Source organism: Scandinavium manionii, assembly GCF_024764775.1.
Taxonomy (GTDB): Bacteria; Pseudomonadota; Gammaproteobacteria; order Enterobacterales; family Enterobacteriaceae; genus Scandinavium; species Scandinavium manionii.
This window is the reverse complement of the sequence record NZ_JALIGC010000036.1, coordinates 333,126-350,244: the sequence shown is the minus strand read 5'-3', so window position 1 is coordinate 350,244 and position 17,119 is coordinate 333,126. Positions and strand designations below refer to the sequence as shown.

Here is a 17,119-nt window from a genome sequence, read left to right as displayed (position 1 = left end):
AGGCGATGTCCGCAGCGTTTTCGCTTAATGCAGCAGCAGATAAATACTTTCATTATTGCGCATGATGTTCAGCGCAATGATGGCCGGTTTGGTTTCCAGCACTTTACGCATCTCGGCGATGGACTGTACGCGCTGGCGGTTGATACCGATAATCACGTCACCTTTATGCAGCCCCACCATTGCGGCCGCGCTGCCTTTATCAACGTCATCGAGCATGATGCCTTTGGTACCGTCCTTCATCTGGCCGTCGCTCAGCGATGCGCCTTGCAGTGCAGGGGTGATCAGTTCTGCGCTGGCGGTAGTCGAGGTGCTTTTATCCAGCGTCACTTCTACGCTCAGCGGTTTGCCTTCACGCAGCAGGCCAAGTTTGACCTTGGTGCCCGGTTCTGTGGTGGCGATACGCGAGCGCAAATCGGCAAAGCTGCTGAGCGGTTTGTCATTCAGGCTCACGATAATATCGCCTGCTTTAATGCCCGCTTTCGCAGAGCCAGAGCCAGGCAACACTTCGCTGATAAACGCCCCGCGTTGAATATCCAGATTAAACGCTTTGGCGATGTCAGCGGTCATCTCCATACCTTTAATACCGAGCAGGCCACGTTTGATTTCACCAAACTGAATCAGCTGCTTGGCGAGCGTAATCGCCATGTTGCTCGGAATGGCAAAGCCAATCCCGATGCTGCCGCCGCTTGGGGCAAGAATGGCGGTGTTGATCCCGACCAGTTCACCGTTGAGATTCAACAGCGCGCCGCCTGAGTTACCGCGGTTAATGGAGGCGTCGGTCTGAATAAAGTTTTCCAGACCTTCGAGATTCAGACCGCTGCGTCCAAGGGCAGAAATGATGCCTGACGTCGCGGTTTGTCCGAGGCCGAACGGGTTGCCGACGGCGACGGCAAAATCACCGACGCGCAGTTTATCGGAGTCGGCAATCGCGATTTGCGTCAGATGATCGGCCTTTTGCAATTGCAGTAGTGCGATATCGCTTTGGTCGTCGCTGCCCACCAGTTTGGCTTCAAACTCGCGGCCATCGTTCAACTGCACGCTGATTTTCTGCGCCTGGCTGATGACGTGATTGTTGGTCAGGACGTAACCCTTCGCAGCATCAATGATGACACCCGAGCCAAGTCCTTCAAACGGCTGTGGCTGTTCATTCGGCGCATCGTCACCTAAATATTTTTTCAGCTCTTCAGGAACCTGTCCCACTTGAGCAGGCGTGGCCGTGCCTGAAACCTTCACGCTCACCACCGCAGGCAGCACTTTCTCCAGCATTGGCGCCAGGCTTGGGATCTGAGTCTGACCCGGTATCTGGGCAGGCAGAGAAGCAGAAACCGGCGCTGCGACGCCAAGAGATAACCCAACACTTAACGCTAACGCACTTAATAATAAGGTTTGTTTCTTCATTGATGCTGGCTCTCATAACCTGAGGAATGTGAGGAAAATACGCCCTTAAACAGTCCGATGTTATTGAATTTTCGAACGTCTAACAATGAGGTGAATGATTAAATAATAGCTGGGTCAGGCAGGAAGTGACGGGCGCAGTGGCTGCGCCCGTAAATAAAGAGGATTAATCGCGTTTAGCCGCGCTGCGAAGCAGGCCAGAAGCACCGTCAGAATAGTCGCGTGGCATCTGTACCGGCGCTTGATCGTTGCTGGCTTCAGACTCAGCCAGACGATTACGGAACGGATTATCTTCAGCACTCATTTCTGGCAGCAGGCTGCTGGAGCTCTTCGCCATGTGCTGATAGAGCTGACGATAGTCATGCGCCATATTGTCGAGTAGCTCAGCGCTGTGAGCAAAGTGGCTGACCAGTTCTTCACGATACTCGTCCAGCTCTGCTTTATTTTTTTCCAGTTCGTACTGCAGGGCCTGCTGTTGACGTAATTTGCGGTTCCCAAATCGCATAGCGACGGCGCCAATGATGAGACCGACGACTAAACCAATTAGCGCATATTCCCAGGTCATGAACTTCTCCCGTTGTTTTGTGGTTCCGTTAGGGTGGCAAAAAGGCTGCTCGCCCGCGCCCGATATTGCCACTATAACCGCTATTTCCTTAGAAGTGGAATCCTGGCGTGTCATCGCGTACTGTAGAACGGCCTTTTTTTCGACAACCGTGAACTGCTGCACGTTGCTTTTCAGGAAATAACAACAACTTATGCAAAGCATGACCCCCACATCGCGATATCTTCAGGCCCTTAACGAGGGCAGTCATCAGCCCGATGACGTTCAGCATGAGGCCGTCTCCCGGCTGGACACTATCTATCAGGAACTGATTCACCTTCCGGCGACAGCGGCTCCCGCCAGCGGCGGCCTGCGGGCAAAGTTCGGCAAACTGCTGGGTAAGCGTGAATCGACGACAAACGCACCGGTTCGCGGCTTATATATGTGGGGCGGCGTGGGGCGAGGGAAAACCTGGCTGATGGATATGTTCTATCAGAGTCTGCCGGGTGAGCGGAAACAGCGCCTGCATTTCCATCGCTTTATGCTGCGAGTGCATGAAGAATTGACGGCGTTGCAGGGCCACAGCGATCCGCTGGAAATTGTCGCGGACCGCTTTAAATCCGAAACTGACGTGCTGTGCTTTGACGAGTTCTTCGTTTCAGACATTACCGATGCGATGCTGCTCGGCGGCCTGATGAAAGCGCTATTCGCTCGCGGAATTACGCTGGTGGCCACGTCCAACATCCCGCCTGACGACCTGTACCGCAATGGCTTGCAGCGCGCGCGTTTCCTCCCGGCCATCGATGCTATTAAAGAACATTGCGACATCATGAATGTCGACGCCGGTATTGATTACCGCCTGCGTACGCTGACTCAGGCGCATCTGTGGCTGTCGCCGCTGAATGATGATACCCGCCAGCAAATGGACAAACTGTGGCTGGCGCTGGCCGGTGTGAAGCGTGAGCAGATGCCGGTGCTGGAAATCAACCATCGCCCGCTGCCGACGCTTGGCGCCGAAAACCAGACTCTGGCGGTGTCGTTTGCGACGCTGTGCGTGGATGCCCGCAGCCAGCACGACTACATCGCGCTTTCGCGTCTGTTCCATACGGTGATGCTGTTTGACGTGCCAGTGATGACGGCGCTGATGGAAAGCGAGGCGCGTCGTTTTATTGCGTTGGTGGACGAATTTTACGAACGCCACGTCAAGCTGGTGGTAAGCGCGCAGGTGCCGTTGTATGACATCTATAAAGGAGAGCGCCTGAAGTTTGAATTCCAGCGCTGCCTTTCCCGTTTGCAAGAGATGCAAAGCGAAGAGTACCTCAAGCGCGAGCATCTGGCGGGCTAAAAACCGTTTCTAATCACAAAAAGGGGTCGACCTTTGAAGTCGACTTCTCTATAATCCTGCGACCCCACGTTACAACTAAAGTTTTTTTCCCAAAACTTTTGTCGTGCCGGCATAGGCTATTCGAAGGGGTAGGTTTGCTGGACAATGTCGTGTGAACCTCAACTTTTAAACGTTTGGGTGTTCACCAACGTGTAACTATTTATTGGGTAAGCTTTTAATGAAAACTTTTACAGCTAAACCAGAAACCGTACAGCGCGACTGGTATGTTGTTGACGCGACCGGTAAGACTCTGGGTCGTCTGGCTTCCGAACTGGCTCGTCGCCTGCGCGGTAAGCACAAAGCGGAATACACTCCGCACGTGGATACCGGTGACTACATCATCGTTCTGAACGCAGAAAAAGTTGCTGTAACCGGCAACAAGCGTGAAGACAAGGTGTATTACCATCACACCGGCCACATCGGCGGTATTAAAGAAGCGACCTTTGAAGAGATGATTGCCCGCCGTCCTGAGCGTGTAATTGAAATCGCGGTTAAAGGCATGCTGCCAAAAGGCCCGCTGGGTCGTGCTATGTACCGTAAACTGAAAGTTTACGCGGGTAACGAGCACAACCACGCGGCACAGCAACCGCAAGTTCTGGACATCTAATCGGGATTATGGCAATGGCTGAAAATCAATACTACGGCACTGGTCGCCGCAAAAGTTCCGCAGCTCGCGTGTTTATCAAACCGGGCAGCGGCAAAATCGTTATCAACCAACGTTCTCTGGAACAGTACTTCGGTCGTGAAACTGCCCGCATGGTAGTTCGTCAGCCGCTGGAACTGGTCGACATGGTTGAGAAACTGGATCTGTACATCACTGTTAAAGGTGGTGGTATCTCTGGTCAGGCTGGTGCGATCCGTCACGGTATCACCCGCGCTCTGATGGAGTACGACGAGTCCCTGCGTGGCGAACTGCGTAAAGCAGGCTTCGTTACTCGTGATGCTCGTAAAGTTGAACGTAAGAAAGTCGGCCTGCGTAAAGCACGTCGTCGTCCTCAGTTCTCCAAGCGTTAATTGTTTTTCTGCTTCGCGCAGAACAATTGGCGAAAAAACCCGCTTCGGCGGGTTTTTTTATGGATAAAATGGGCGTTATCCACAATCCCTCTCTCTCTTTTCAGCCTTTTTCAGCATTTCCAGCATAGCCTCACCACAAGGTCTGCAAAATCTGGTAAACTATCTTCCAATTTTCTGCCCAAATGCGGGCGATTGTTCATTTTTTGTTTGTTTCGTTTGTGAACAGGAATGTCGTTCGACGCTTACGGGGCTTTACCACTGGCCGGTCACATGTCGTGGCAGGTAGCAGTAAAAAAATTCTGAATATACCTGGAGGTTTTCATGGCTGTCGCTGCCAACAAACGTTCGGTAATGACGCTGTTTTCTGGTCCTACTGACATCTATAGCCATCAGGTCCGCATTGTGCTGGCTGAAAAGGGTGTCAGTTTTGAAATTGAGCTCGTGGAAAAGGACAATCCACCTCAGGATCTGATTGACCTCAACCCGAATCAAAGCGTTCCGACACTGGTAGATCGCGAGCTGACCCTTTGGGAATCTCGCATCATTATGGAATATCTTGATGAGCGTTTCCCTCATCCGCCGCTGATGCCGGTTTACCCGGTTGCTCGCGGTGAAAGCCGTCTGTACATGCAACGTATCGAGAAAGACTGGTATACGCTTCTGCATACTGTCCAGAACGGTTCGGCAGCACAGGCTGATGCAGCGCGTAAGCAGCTGCGCGAAGAACTGCTGGCAATCGCGCCAGTATTCACTCAGAAGCCATACTTCCTGAGCGATGAGTTCAGCCTGGTCGATTGCTATCTGGCTCCGCTGCTCTGGCGTTTGCCAGTCATGGGCATCGAGCTGGTTGGTGCAGGTTCTAAAGAGATGAAAGCGTACATGACTCGCGTATTCGAACGTGATTCATTCCTCGCTTCCTTAACTGAACCCGAGCGTGAAATGCGTCTCGGTCGAGGCTAATTGAATGGATGTGTCACAGCTGACTCCACGTCGTCCTTATCTGCTGCGGGCATTCTATGAATGGCTGCTGGATAACCAGCTGACGCCACATCTGGTGGTGGACGTGACGTTGCCGGGTGTGCGTGTTCCGATGGAATACGCGCGCGACGGACAAATCGTTTTGAATATTGCCCCGCGTGCGGTGGGTAATCTGGAGCTGTCAAACGACGACGTGAGCTTTAATGCGCGCTTCGGCGGAGTACCGCGTCAGGTTGAAGTACCACTGGCAGCAGTGCTGGCTATCTACGCGCGTGAAAACGGCGCAGGTACCATGTTCGAACCGGAAGCGGCGTACGACGAAGACGTGACTCACGTCAACGACGACGCAGGCATCGGTGCGGAAAACGAAACGGTGATGTCGGTTATCGACGGTGACAAGCCTGACAGCGATGACGACAACGACCCAGACGATACGCCGCCTCCGCGCGGTGGCCGTCCAGCGCTTCGCGTTGTGAAGTAAATCCATAATTCAACAGGTCCTTCGGGGCCTGTTTTGTTATCAGCCCCACTTTCGCCAGCCTGAAAATCCTGTGTTACTCTATGGACTCGATGTCACATACTGTCACCTGGCCCCGATAACCGCTATGAACGCATTTGATCCTCAGGAAGAAGAAACTTCAGAAACCATTGGTCGCAGCCTGGGCCGTCGTCCGCTGGCGCGCAAAAAGCTGTCGGAAATGGTAGAAGAAGAGCTGGAGCAAATGATCCGCCGTCGCGAGTTTGCGGAAGGCGAGCACCTGCCCTCTGAGCGTGAGCTGATGACCTTCTTCAACGTTGGCCGTCCTTCCGTACGTGAAGCGCTGGCTGCGCTAAAGCGAAAAGGTCTGGTGCAAATCAACAACGGCGAACGCGCCCGCGTGTCACGTCCTTCCGCCGATACCATCATCAGCGAACTTTCCGGCATGGCGAAAGATTTCCTCGCTCATCCCGGCGGCATCGCGCATTTCGAACAACTTCGCCTATTTTTTGAATCAAGCCTGGTGCGCTACGCGGCTGAAAACGCCAGCGATGAGCAGGTCGAACGGCTGGCAAAAGCGCTGGAAATTAACAGCCAGTCGCTGGATGACAACACGCTGTTTATTCGCTCAGACGTGGATTTTCACCGCGTGCTGGCTGAAATTCCCGGCAACCCGATTTTCATGGCGATCCACGTTGCATTGCTGGACTGGCTGATTGCCGCCCGCCCGAAAGTGGCCGACAGCGAGCTACATCATCACAATAATGTCAGCTACCAGGAACACATCGCGATCGTCGACGCGATTCGTCGCCGCGATCCTGAAGATGCCGATCGCGCGCTTCAGACCCATCTGAACAGCGTTTCCGCCACCTGGCACGCCTTCGGGCAGATCAAAAAGCAAAAATAACCCTCTGATCCTGACGATCGTTTAGTGAAGCAGATCGCAAGATAAGCTTTCCGTATTTGGCTGACGCAGAAATGAACTGGTATAACAGGTATAAAGGTATATCGTTAATGTTACATCATTCATCAGAGAGGTTTGTATGTCAGCCAATTTACGTGGAGTCATGGCCGCGTTGTTAACCCCGTTTACTCGCCAGCAACAGCTGGATGAGCAAAGCCTGCGCCGTCTGGTGCGCTTTAATATTCAACAGGGGATCGATGGGCTCTATGTGGGCGGATCCACCGGGGAAGCGTTTGTGCAATCCGGGGCCGAACGTCAGCAGGTGCTGGAGATGGTGGCGGACGAGGCGAAAGGTCAGATCAAACTGATTGCGCACGTGGGCTGTATCAGTACCGTAGAAAGTCAGCAGCTGGCGCAGGCGGCGAAGCGTTCTGGTTATGATGCCGTCTCGGCAGTCACGCCGTTCTATTACCCGTTCAGCTTCGAAGAGCACTGCGATCATTACCGCGCGATCATTGATTCAGCGGACGGCCTGCCGATGGTGGTCTACAACATTCCTGCGCTGAGCGGCGTGAAGTTAAGTCTCGAACAGATCAACACCCTGGTAACGCTGCCGGGCGTGGGGGCGCTGAAACAGACTTCCGGCGATCTGTATCAAATGGAGCAGATCCGCCGGGCGCACCCGAGTCTGGTGCTCTACAACGGCTATGATGAGATCTTTGCCTCGGGCCTGTTAGCCGGTGCTGATGGCGGGATCGGCAGCACGTACAACATCATGGGCTGGCGCTACCAGAATATCGTCAGCGCGCTGAAATCGGGTGATATGGCACGGGCGCAGCAGCTGCAAAGTGAATGCAACAAGGTTATCGATTTGCTTATTCAAACCGGCGTTTTCCGTGGCCTGAAGACGGTACTGCACTACATGGACGTGGTGGATGTGCCGCTGTGCCGCAAGCCGTTTGCCCCGGTGGATGAGAAGTTCCTGCCTGCGCTGAAGGCGCTGGCCAGCCAGCTGCAGCAGGAAATGGCTCAGCAGCGCTGACATGTTGCCCGGCTTGCCGGGTAACACCCCAATGAATACAGCGTGGGCGAAGCCCAATGCGGGAGAGTGACATGAGTATGACTACCCAAAACATCCCGTGGTACCGCCATCTCGACAGGGCGCAGTGGCGGGCATTCTTCGCCGCCTGGCTCGGCTATTTGTTGGATGGTTTTGATTTTGTGTTGATGGCGCTGGTGCTCACCGAAGTGCAAAGTGAGTTTGGCCTGAGCACCGTGCAGGCCGCGAGCCTGATCTCTGCCGCGTTCATCTCGCGCTGGTTTGGCGGTCTGATGCTCGGCGCAATGGGCGACCGCTACGGGCGTCGTCTGGCGATGGTCACCAGTATCATCCTGTTCTCGGTCGGGACGCTGGCCTGTGGTTTAGCCCCAGGTTTCACCACGCTGTTTATCGCCCGCCTGGTTATCGGTATGGGCATGGCAGGCGAATACGGCTCCAGTGCCACTTACGTGATTGAGAGCTGGCCGAAGCAAATGCGTAACAAGGCCAGCGGCTTTTTGATCTCCGGCTTCTCGGTGGGCGCAGTGGTTGCCGCGCAGGTCTACAGTCTGGTGGTTCCTGTGTGGGGCTGGCGCGCGCTGTTTTTGCTCGGTATTTTCCCGATTGTGTTCGCTCTGTGGCTGCGTAAAAACATTCCTGAAGCGGAAGACTGGAAGCAGAAACACGCCGGAAAAGCGCCGGTGCGCACCATGGTCGATATTCTGTATCGTGGCGATCACCGCAACATCAACTATTTTCTCACTGCCGTGGCGGCCACCTCGCTGTGGTTCTGTTTTTCCGGCGAATTGCGAAACGCAGGTATGATCCTGCTGCTGGGCTTAATCAGCGCCATCATTTTTATCAGCTTTATGGTTCAGAGCAGCGGTAAGCGTTGGCCTACCGGTGTGACGCTCATGGTGGTGGTGCTGTTCGCCTTTCTGTACTCCTGGCCGATTCAGGCGTTGTTGCCAACCTACCTGAAAACCGAATTGGCATATGATCATTCCACCGTGGCCCGCGTCCTGTTCTTTAGCGGATTTGGTGCGGCGGTTGGCTGCTGCGTCGGCGGTTTTCTCGGTGACTGGCTTGGGACCCGTAAAGCCTACGTTTGTAGTCTGCTGGCCTCACAAGTGCTGATAATTCCCGTGTTTGCGATCGGCGGCACCAACGTGTGGGTGCTTGGCCTGTTACTCTTTTTCCAGCAGATGCTGGGTCAGGGGATCTCGGGGATCTTGCCGAAACTGATCGGTGGCTACTTCGATACCGATCAACGCGCGGCGGGATTGGGCTTTACCTACAACGTCGGTGCGATGGGTGGGGCGATAGCGCCGGTAATCGGCGCTCTGATCGCGCAGAAGCTGGATCTGGGCACCGCGCTGGGATCGTTATCGTTTGGCCTGACCTTCGTCGTCATTTTGTTGATTGGCCTGGATATGCCGACGCGCGTACAGCGCTGGATCCGTCCGGAAGCGTTACGCACTCATGATGCCATCGATGGCAAGCCTTTTAGCGGCGCAGTGCCTTTGCGCGGCGGTAAAAGCAGTTTGATTAAACACCATGGAGATTAGGATGTCGTTACTTGCACAAATTGAGTCTACGATCGGTAAAAACGGCGGGCTGATTGTCTCCTGCCAGCCGGTGCCGGGAAGCCCAATGGATAAGCCAGAGATTGTCGCTGCTATGGCGCTGGCGGCAGAACAGGCGGGTGCTGTGGCACTGCGTATCGAAGGCGTCGACAACCTGCGCGCCACGCGTGCGCGGGTGACAATCCCAATCATTGGCATCATTAAACGCGACCTATCCGATTCACCGGTGCGGATCACGCCCTTTCTTGAGGATGTCGACGCGCTGGCTGAAGCTGGGGCCAGCATCATTGCTTTCGACGGAACGGATCGCGTCCGGCCCGTGCAAGTTAGCGCAATCCTGGCGCGAATACACCATCACAATTTACTGGCGATGGCTGATTGTTCATCGTTGGAAGACGGGGTGAAATGCCATCGTGAAGGCGCAGAGATTATCGGATCGACGTTATCAGGCTACCTCGGTGGCCCGGTGCCGGATGAACCGGATCTGGCGTTGGTGAGTGCGCTCGCTAAAGCAGGCTGTCGGGTTATTGGCGAGGGACGTTACAACTCTCCCGCGCTGGCCGCCCAGGCGATGCAGCATGGCGCATGGGCCGTAACGGTGGGCTCTGCCATAACCCGGTTGGAGCACATCTGCCAGTGGTATCGCGATGCGTTAATAGAGGCGCAGCAATGACCCTGCTGGCGGTGGATATTGGCGGCACCAAACTGGCGGCGGCGCTGATCGATGGCAGCTTTCAAATTGTGGAACGTCACGAATGCCCCACGCCTGCCAGCAAAACACCTCAGGCGCTTACCGCGAGCCTGGAAACGTTACTTTCCCCGTTGGCGCAGCGGGCGAAATGTGTGGCGGTGGCTTGCACGGGAATCATTCACCAGGGGATTTTAACGGCCATTAATCCGGGGAATCTCGGTGGGCTGCTGCATTTTCCCTTACAGGAGACGGTTGCGCGCATCACCGGTTTACCTTGTTTGGCTCTGAATGATGCGCAGGCTGCGGCCTGGGCCGAATTTCAGGCTCTGGGCGAGTCTATTGAAGAGATGGCGTTTATCACCGTGTCGACCGGTGTGGGCGGCGGGATCGTCAGTCGTGGAAAGCTGTTGATGGGCTGCGGTGGTCTGGCAGGACATCTGGGCCACACGCTAGCGGACCCTAATGGACCGCGCTGTGGCTGCGGGCGTATCGGCTGCGTCGAAGCAATCGCCTCCGGGCGCGGAATTGCCGCCGCGGCGCAAGGCCATCTGGCCGGGCTGGATGCAAAAGCGATATTTGCCAAGGCGCGTGAAGGAGATGCACAAGCGCAGAGCCTGATGCACCGCTCCGCTCGGGCGCTGGCGAGGCTGATTGCCGATGTCAAAGCCGTGACCGATTGTCAGCGTGTCGTGATGGGCGGTAGCGTCGGCCTGGCCGATGGTTACTTAGCGCTGGTTGCTGACTACCTTTCACAAGAACCATCGGTATATCAGGTAAAGCTGCAAGCCGCACATTACCGGCATGATGCCGGATTGCTGGGTGCAGCGATGCTGGCACAGTCATAAAAAAACCCGGAAGCTTGCGCTCACCGGGCTTTTATTTCATCCGTCATTACTCTGGCGGATTACACTTCCAGGTAGTTCATAATGCCGTCAGCCGCTTTGCGACCTTCTGCAATGGCGGTCACCACCAGGTCAGAACCACGCACGATATCACCACCGGCGAAGATTTTCGGGTTGCTGGTCTGGAAGGCGTTTTCGTTGCCTTCTGGCGCGATCACGCGGCCCTGCGAATCCAGTTCGACGCTGTGTTTCGCCAGCCATTCCATGCTGTGAGGACGGAACCCGAACGCCATCACCACCGCATCGGCAGGCACAATGTGCTCGGAACCGGCCACGATTTCTGCGCGACGACGGCCTTTGGCATCTGGCGCACCCATTTCAGTACGCGCCATTTTCACGCCGCTAACTTTACCGTTGGCGTTCACTTCCACGCCCAACGGTTGCACATTGAACTGGAATTCCACACCTTCTTCACGCGCATTTTTCACTTCACGACGTGAGCCTGGCATGTTTTCTTCGTCACGACGATAAGCACAGGTGACGTGCGTTGCGCCCTGACGAATAGAGGTGCGCACGCAGTCCATCGCGGTATCACCCCCGCCCAGAACCACCACGCGTTTGCCTTCCATATTCACGTACGGCTCTTCCGCCGACTCGCCGAAGCCCATCATCTGTTTGGTATTGGCAATCAGGAATGGCAAGGCGTCAAACACGCCATTCGCATCCTCATTCTCCAGCCCACCGCGCATTGACTGATAGGTGCCGACGCCGAGGAACACCGCATCGTAATCTTTCAGCAGATCGTCGATTTGTACGTCACGGCCCACTTCGATATTGAGTTTGAACTCAATGCCCATGTCGGTGAAGATTTTACGACGACGGGTCATGACTTCTTTTTCCAGCTTGAAGGCCGGAATACCGAAAGTCAGCAGGCCGCCGATTTCTGGATGACGGTCGAAGACCACCGCTTTCACGCCATTACGGGTCAGGACGTCGGCACAGGCCAGGCCTGCCGGTCCCGCACCGATAATCGCCACGCGTTTGTCGGTTTGCTTCACACCGGTCATGTCCGGACGCCAGCCCATTTCGAACGCTTTATCGTTGATATAGCGCTCGATGTTGCCGATGGTCACCGCGCCGAACTCGTCGTTCAGCGTACAGGAACCTTCACACAGACGATCCTGCGGGCACACGCGACCGCACACTTCCGGCAGGGTATTGGTTTGATGCGACAGTTCTGCCGCTTCAAAAATACGCCCTTCGTTGGCGAGCTTCAGCCAGTTCGGGATGTAGTTGTGGACCGGACATTTCCACTCACAGTAAGGGTTGCCGCAGGACAGGCAGCGGTCTGCCTGTGCTTTAGCCTGGCCTTCGGAGAACGTCTCGTAGATCTCAACAAATTCAATTTTACGGATCTTCAGCGGTTTCTTTGGCGGATCAACGCGCTGCAAGTCGATAAACTGATAAACATTCTGACTCATCGATTTTCCTTACTGCGCCTGCACGCGCAATTCTGCGGCGCTACGACTACGGTGACCCAACAGTGCTTTGACATCGCTGGACTTCGGTTTAACCAGGGCGAATTTCGCTGAGAACGCAGGCCAGTTAGCCAGAATTTCTTCGCCGCGCTGGGAGCCGGTGAGCTGTACATGTTCGGTAATCAGCCCGCGCAGATGCTCTTCGTGAATAGCGAGAGAGTCTACGTCCAGCACTTCGACCAGTTCCGGGTTCACGCGTTTGCGGAAATCACCGTCTTCATCCAGTACATAGGCGAAACCGCCGGTCATGCCTGCGCCAAAGTTGACGCCGGTTTTACCCAGCACGCAGACGATGCCGCCGGTCATGTATTCACAACCGTTATCGCCGATGCCTTCAACCACGGTGATAGCCCCGGAGTTACGCACGGCGAAACGTTCACCCGCACGGCCCGCAGCATACAGACGACCGCCGGTCGCACCGTACAGACAGGTGTTGCCGATGATGCTGGCTTCGTGGCTGCGGAAGGCGGAACCGACCGGAGGACGAATGGCCAGCAGGCCGCCTGCCATGCCTTTGCCGACGTAGTCGTTGGCATCGCCGGTCAGGTACAGTTCAACGCCGCCTGCGTTCCACACGCCGAAGCTCTGGCCTGCGGTGCCGCTGAAGTGCGCTTTAATCGGATCGGAAGCCAGACCCTGGTCGCCGTGCGTCTGCGCAATGTAGCCCGACAGCGTAGCGCCCACGGAACGATCGGTGTTGCGAATATCAAACCAGAACGTTTTGCTCTGCTTCTCATCGACAAACGGCTTCGCCTGCTGCAACAGCTGCGCGTTCAGTACGCCGTTATCAAACGGTGGGTTGTGCTCAGTGCAGTACAGCGCTTTGCCCGGATGCGGCTCGGCGGTTTCCAGCAGTTTCGACAGGTCCAGCTTCTGCTGTTTGGCGGTGAAGCCCTCCAGCTCTTTGAGCAAGTCGGTACGACCAATCAGGTCTACCAGACGCTTCACGCCCAGCTGCGCCATCAGCTCGCGGGTTTCGCGGGCGATGAATTCAAAGTAGTTGGTCACTTTGAACGGCAGGCCGTGATAGTGGTTCTTACGCAGTTTTTCATCCTGAGTTGCCACGCCTGTTGCGCAGTTGTTCAGGTGACAAATTCGCAGGTATTTACAGCCCAGCGCCACCATCGGACCGGTGCCGAAGCCGAAGCTTTCCGCGCCGAGGATAGCCGCTTTGATGATGTCGAGGCCGGTCTTCAGACCGCCATCCACCTGCAAACGAATTTTATGACGCAGGCCGTTAGCGACCAGTGCCTGTTGAGTTTCCACCAGGCCCAGCTCCCACGGACAACCCGCGTATTTCACTGAGGAAAGTGGGCTGGCGCCGGTACCACCGTCGTAACCGGCGATGGTAATCAGGTCAGCATAGGCTTTCGCGACTCCGGTGGCGATGGTGCCCACGCCCGGCTCGGAAACCAGCTTCACGGAAATCATCGCTTTCGGGTTGACCTGTTTCAGGTCGAAAATCAGCTGTGCCAAATCCTCGATAGAGTAGATATCGTGGTGCGGCGGTGGGGAAATCAGGGTCACACCCGGCACGGAATAACGCAGTTTGGCGATGTACGGCGTGACTTTATCGCCCGGTAACTGACCGCCTTCACCCGGTTTTGCGCCCTGTGCAACTTTAATCTGAATCACATCGGCGTTAACCAGATAGGCTGGCGTGACGCCGAAACGACCGGAAGCCACCTGCTTGATGCGAGACACTTTGTTGGTGCCATAACGCGCAGGATCTTCGCCGCCTTCACCGGAGTTGGAATTGCCGCCGATGCTGTTCATGGCTTCCGCCAGTGCTTCGTGGGCTTCCGGGCTCAGTGCGCCGATGGACATTGCCGCGGTGTCGAAACGTTTGAACAGTTCGGTCGCAGGTTCAACGTCGTTGATGCTAACAGCGTCAGTCCCTGGATTTACCGCCAGCAGATCGCGCAGCGTTGCCGCCGGGCGCTCATTTACCAGCTTAGAATACTGCTGATAATCGCTGTAATCACCGGTCTGTACCGCCTGTTGCAGGGTGCGAACCACATCCGGGTTATAGGCGTGATATTCGCCACCGTGAACGTATTTCAGCAAACCACCCTGATCGAGCGGCTTGCGCGCCAGCCAGGCACGTTTGGACAGGTTCAGCAGGTCCTGCTGGAAGTCCTCAAAGCCTGCGCCGCCGATACGACTGACCACGCCCTGGAAGCAGAGGTCTGACACGTCATCGTGCAGGCCAACGGCCTCAAACAGTTTCGAACAGCGGTAAGAGGCGATGGTCGAAATGCCCATTTTGGACATAATTTTGTACAGACCTTTGTTGATGCCGTTACGATAGTTCAGCATCACATGGCGGTAATCTTTTTCGATAGCTTTGCTGTCGACCAGCTTCGCCAGTGTTTCATAGGCGAGATACGGGTAAACCGCTGTCGCGCCGAAGCCTAACAACACGGCAAAGTGGTGCGGGTCGCGGGCGCTTGCGGTTTCTACGATGATGTTGGCATCGCAACGCAGGCTCTTATCAACCAGGCGAGTCTGAATCGCGCCTACGGCCATCGGTGCCGGAACCGGCAGACGGTTTTTAGCGATGTTACGGTCGGACAGCACCAGCAGCACGGTGCCGTTGCGCACCATCTGCTCAGCTTTGTCGCACAGCGCGTTGACGGTTGCTTCCAGGTTGGTTTCGGTCACGTCGTACGTGATGTCCAGCGTGTCGGCCCGGTAGTGATCTTCCGTCAGTGTGGTCAGCTGTTTGAAATCGGAGTACAGCAGAATCGGCGATTTGAAGCTCAGACGGTGTGCCTGGCCTTCCGCTTCGCAGAAGACGTTCATTTCACGGCCGATGCTGGTGGCGAGCGACATCACGTGCGCTTCACGCAGCGGATCGATTGGCGGGTTGGTCACCTGCGCAAACTGCTGGCGGAAATAGTCGTAAATGATGCGTGGCTGGCTGGAGAGCACGGCAAACGGGGTATCGTCACCCATTGATCCGACCGCTTCCTGACCGTTTTCACCCAGCACGCGGATAACCGAGTCCAGCTCTTCCGCGCTGTAGTTAAACTGTTTCTGGTAGCTGGCGAGCATATCGTCGTCCAGCTCGCGGCTGCCGACGTCAGAGTCTGGCATATCTTCAAACGGCACCAGACGGCGGACGTTTTTCTCCATCCACTCTTTGTACGGATGACGGATTTTCAGGTCGTGATCGGTTTCCGCGGAGTGCAGAATGCGGCCCGCACGGGTGTCGATAACCATCAGCTCGCCAGGCCCAACGCGGCCTTTTTCTACCACTTCGTCCGGCTGGTAATCCCAGATCCCGACTTCAGAGGCGCAAGTGATGAGCTTGTCTTTGGTGATGACATAGCGCGCCGGGCGCAGACCGTTACGGTCGAGGTTACAGGCTGCGTAGCGACCATCAGACATGACGATGCCCGCCGGGCCGTCCCACGGCTCCATGTGCATGGAGTTGAAGTCGAAGAACGCACGCAGATCCGGGTCCATATCCGGGTTGTTCTGCCAGGCAGGCGGAACAAGCAGACGCATGGCGCGCACGATATCCATCCCGCCGGCCAGCAGCAGTTCAAGCATGTTGTCCATCGAGCTGGAGTCAGAGCCGGTTTCGTTCACGAACGGCGCGGCATCATGCAAATCGGGGATCAGCGGGGTCTGGAATTTATAAGTACGGGCGCGTGCCCACTGGCGGTTACCGGTAATGGTATTGATTTCGCCGTTGTGCGCCAGATAGCGGAACGGCTGTGCCAGCGGCCAGCGCGGCACGGTGTTGGTGGAGAAGCGCTGGTGGAACAGGCAAATGGCCGATTCCAGACGCAGGTCCGCCAGGTCCAGGTAGAAGCGCGGCAAATCCGCCGGCATACACAGACCTTTATAGATGTTGACCAGGTTTGACAGGCTACAGATGTAGAAGTCTTTGTCTTCCTGAAGACGCTTTTCAATACGGCGACGGGCGATGAACAGACGGCGTTCCATATCACGCGGACGCCAGCCAGCCGGCGCGTTAACAAAAATTTGTTCGATACGAGGCAGCGAGGAGAGGGCGATTTCACCGAGCACCCCTTCGTTGGTTGGCACGTCGCGCCAGCCGACAATGGACAGGGTTTCACGCTGAAGTTCTTCTTCAACCACTCGACGCGAAGCTGCAGCGAGCTCGGCGTCTTTATTCAGGAACAGCATACCGACCGCGTAGTTTTTAGCTAAGCGCCAGCCGCGCTCTTCGGCCACGAGGCGGAAGAAGCGATCAGGTTTTTGCAGCAGCAGGCCACAACCGTCACCGGTTTTACCATCGGCGAGGATCGCACCACGGTGCTGCATGCGGGCCAGTGCGTGAATGGCGGTACGCACTACCTTGTGGCTAGGTTCGCCTTCTATGTGGGCGATCAGGCCGAAACCACAGTTATCCCTCTCAAGGGATTTATCGTACAACATATCAGTGAACCTCCCCAGGCTCTACGAGACACACTCTGGACCGTTGCGCGCAGGCGTAGAAAGAGCAAGGCGGCGGGGCACAGGCCACGCATTCGCCCTCTCAAAATCCTTTCGCATCGGTAAACAAGTATTGCGGACTTGCTTCAGAGGGAATCTCAATTACTGCATAAATATGATGAGCAGACTGCTCATCGAGAAAGCTTCCAGCGGATCCTCAAGTTATCGGGAATCCGCACACAGGTCAAATGGCAATCTTATTTATGCAAAAATGTGCTATAGGTAGGTTAACTATATGATTGTTATTGGAATTTGTGCT

Annotated in this window: 14 protein-coding genes; 10 read left to right on the top strand and 4 right to left on the bottom strand. The window is 55.6% G+C overall.

Annotation, left to right across the window (positions count from 1 at the left end):
- Window positions 1–24: 24 nt before the first annotated feature.
- Complete coding sequence (gene degQ, locus MUU51_RS09570) at window positions 25–1,398, bottom strand: serine endoprotease DegQ (RefSeq protein WP_159772308.1); 1,374 nt, start codon at window positions 1,396–1,398, stop codon at window positions 25–27.
- A 163-nt stretch (window positions 1,399–1,561) separates the two neighbouring features.
- Entirely contained in the window at window positions 1,562–1,960 is a 399-nt protein-coding gene (gene zapG / locus MUU51_RS09565) for a Z-ring associated protein ZapG (RefSeq protein WP_159772305.1), read from the bottom strand.
- A gap of 190 nt (window positions 1,961–2,150) precedes the next feature.
- Here zapG and zapE point away from each other — a divergent pair, with 190 nt between their 5' ends.
- From zapE to nanK, 10 genes are all read left to right on the top strand, one after another.
- Window positions 2,151–3,281, top strand: a complete 1,131-nt coding sequence (gene zapE / locus MUU51_RS09560) for a cell division protein ZapE (RefSeq protein WP_159772302.1) — start codon at window positions 2,151–2,153, stop codon at window positions 3,279–3,281.
- A gap of 217 nt (window positions 3,282–3,498) precedes the next feature.
- Window positions 3,499–3,927 (top strand): 50S ribosomal protein L13, encoded by a 429-nt coding sequence (rplM, locus tag MUU51_RS09555; protein ID WP_110510601.1) that lies wholly within the window; start codon window positions 3,499–3,501, stop codon window positions 3,925–3,927.
- A 14-nt stretch (window positions 3,928–3,941) separates the two neighbouring features.
- Window positions 3,942–4,334 (top strand): 30S ribosomal protein S9, encoded by a 393-nt coding sequence (rpsI, locus tag MUU51_RS09550; RefSeq protein WP_110510651.1) that lies wholly within the window; start codon window positions 3,942–3,944, stop codon window positions 4,332–4,334.
- A 321-nt stretch (window positions 4,335–4,655) separates the two neighbouring features.
- A complete protein-coding gene (gene sspA / locus MUU51_RS09545; protein ID WP_125352499.1) occupies window positions 4,656–5,294 on the top strand; it encodes a stringent starvation protein SspA in 639 nt (212 codons plus the stop codon).
- Window positions 5,295–5,298: 4 nt separating this feature from the next.
- The gene (sspB, locus tag MUU51_RS09540) at window positions 5,299–5,793 is read left to right on the top strand and encodes a ClpXP protease specificity-enhancing factor (RefSeq protein ID WP_159760297.1); all 495 of its coding nucleotides are present in this window, start codon (window positions 5,299–5,301) and stop codon (window positions 5,791–5,793) included.
- A gap of 115 nt (window positions 5,794–5,908) precedes the next feature.
- Complete coding sequence (gene nanR / locus MUU51_RS09535; protein ID WP_258967674.1) at window positions 5,909–6,697, top strand: transcriptional regulator NanR; 789 nt, start codon at window positions 5,909–5,911, stop codon at window positions 6,695–6,697.
- A gap of 136 nt (window positions 6,698–6,833) precedes the next feature.
- Window positions 6,834–7,736: an N-acetylneuraminate lyase gene (gene nanA, locus MUU51_RS09530; protein ID WP_159772299.1), complete on the top strand. Its 903-nt coding sequence runs from the start codon at window positions 6,834–6,836 to the stop codon at window positions 7,734–7,736.
- A gap of 71 nt (window positions 7,737–7,807) precedes the next feature.
- A complete protein-coding gene (locus tag MUU51_RS09525; RefSeq protein ID WP_258967661.1) occupies window positions 7,808–9,301 on the top strand; it encodes an MFS transporter in 1,494 nt (497 codons plus the stop codon).
- 1 nt (window position 9,302) lies between these two features.
- A complete protein-coding gene (locus MUU51_RS09520; protein WP_258967660.1) occupies window positions 9,303–9,992 on the top strand; it encodes an N-acetylmannosamine-6-phosphate 2-epimerase in 690 nt (229 codons plus the stop codon).
- Window positions 9,989–10,855, top strand: a complete 867-nt coding sequence (gene nanK / locus MUU51_RS09515; protein ID WP_258967659.1) for an N-acetylmannosamine kinase — start codon at window positions 9,989–9,991, stop codon at window positions 10,853–10,855. The genes MUU51_RS09520 and nanK overlap by 4 nt, the downstream gene beginning before the upstream one ends.
- Before the next feature lie 59 nt (window positions 10,856–10,914).
- Here the strand turns inward: nanK and MUU51_RS09510 are convergent, their stop codons facing one another.
- Both MUU51_RS09510 and gltB read right to left on the bottom strand, forming a co-directional pair.
- Window positions 10,915–12,333: a glutamate synthase small subunit gene (locus tag MUU51_RS09510; RefSeq protein ID WP_258967658.1), complete on the bottom strand. Its 1,419-nt coding sequence runs from the start codon at window positions 12,331–12,333 to the stop codon at window positions 10,915–10,917.
- Window positions 12,334–12,342: 9 nt separating this feature from the next.
- Window positions 12,343–16,803, bottom strand: coding sequence for a glutamate synthase large subunit (gene gltB, locus MUU51_RS09505; RefSeq protein ID WP_159772285.1), 4,461 nt, complete (start codon window positions 16,801–16,803; stop codon window positions 12,343–12,345).
- Between the last annotated feature and the right edge of the window lie 316 nt (window positions 16,804–17,119).

Coding starts and splice junctions, on each gene's coding strand:
- degQ (WP_159772308.1), bottom strand. CDS start 1,398: ATGAAGAAACAAACCTTATTATTAAGTGCGTTAGCGTTAAGTGTTGGG.
- zapG (WP_159772305.1), bottom strand. CDS start 1,960: ATGACCTGGGAATATGCGCTAATTGGTTTAGTCGTCGGTCTCATCATT.
- zapE (WP_159772302.1), top strand. CDS start 2,151: ATGCAAAGCATGACCCCCACATCGCGATATCTTCAGGCCCTTAACGAG.
- rplM (WP_110510601.1), top strand. CDS start 3,499: ATGAAAACTTTTACAGCTAAACCAGAAACCGTACAGCGCGACTGGTAT.
- rpsI (WP_110510651.1), top strand. CDS start 3,942: ATGGCTGAAAATCAATACTACGGCACTGGTCGCCGCAAAAGTTCCGCA.
- sspA (WP_125352499.1), top strand. CDS start 4,656: ATGGCTGTCGCTGCCAACAAACGTTCGGTAATGACGCTGTTTTCTGGT.
- sspB (WP_159760297.1), top strand. CDS start 5,299: ATGGATGTGTCACAGCTGACTCCACGTCGTCCTTATCTGCTGCGGGCA.
- nanA (WP_159772299.1), top strand. CDS start 6,834: ATGTCAGCCAATTTACGTGGAGTCATGGCCGCGTTGTTAACCCCGTTT.
- MUU51_RS09525 (WP_258967661.1), top strand. CDS start 7,808: ATGAGTATGACTACCCAAAACATCCCGTGGTACCGCCATCTCGACAGG.
- MUU51_RS09520 (WP_258967660.1), top strand. CDS start 9,303: ATGTCGTTACTTGCACAAATTGAGTCTACGATCGGTAAAAACGGCGGG.
- nanK (WP_258967659.1), top strand. CDS start 9,989: ATGACCCTGCTGGCGGTGGATATTGGCGGCACCAAACTGGCGGCGGCG.
- MUU51_RS09510 (WP_258967658.1), bottom strand. CDS start 12,333: ATGAGTCAGAATGTTTATCAGTTTATCGACTTGCAGCGCGTTGATCCG.
- gltB (WP_159772285.1), bottom strand. CDS start 16,803: ATGTTGTACGATAAATCCCTTGAGAGGGATAACTGTGGTTTCGGCCTG.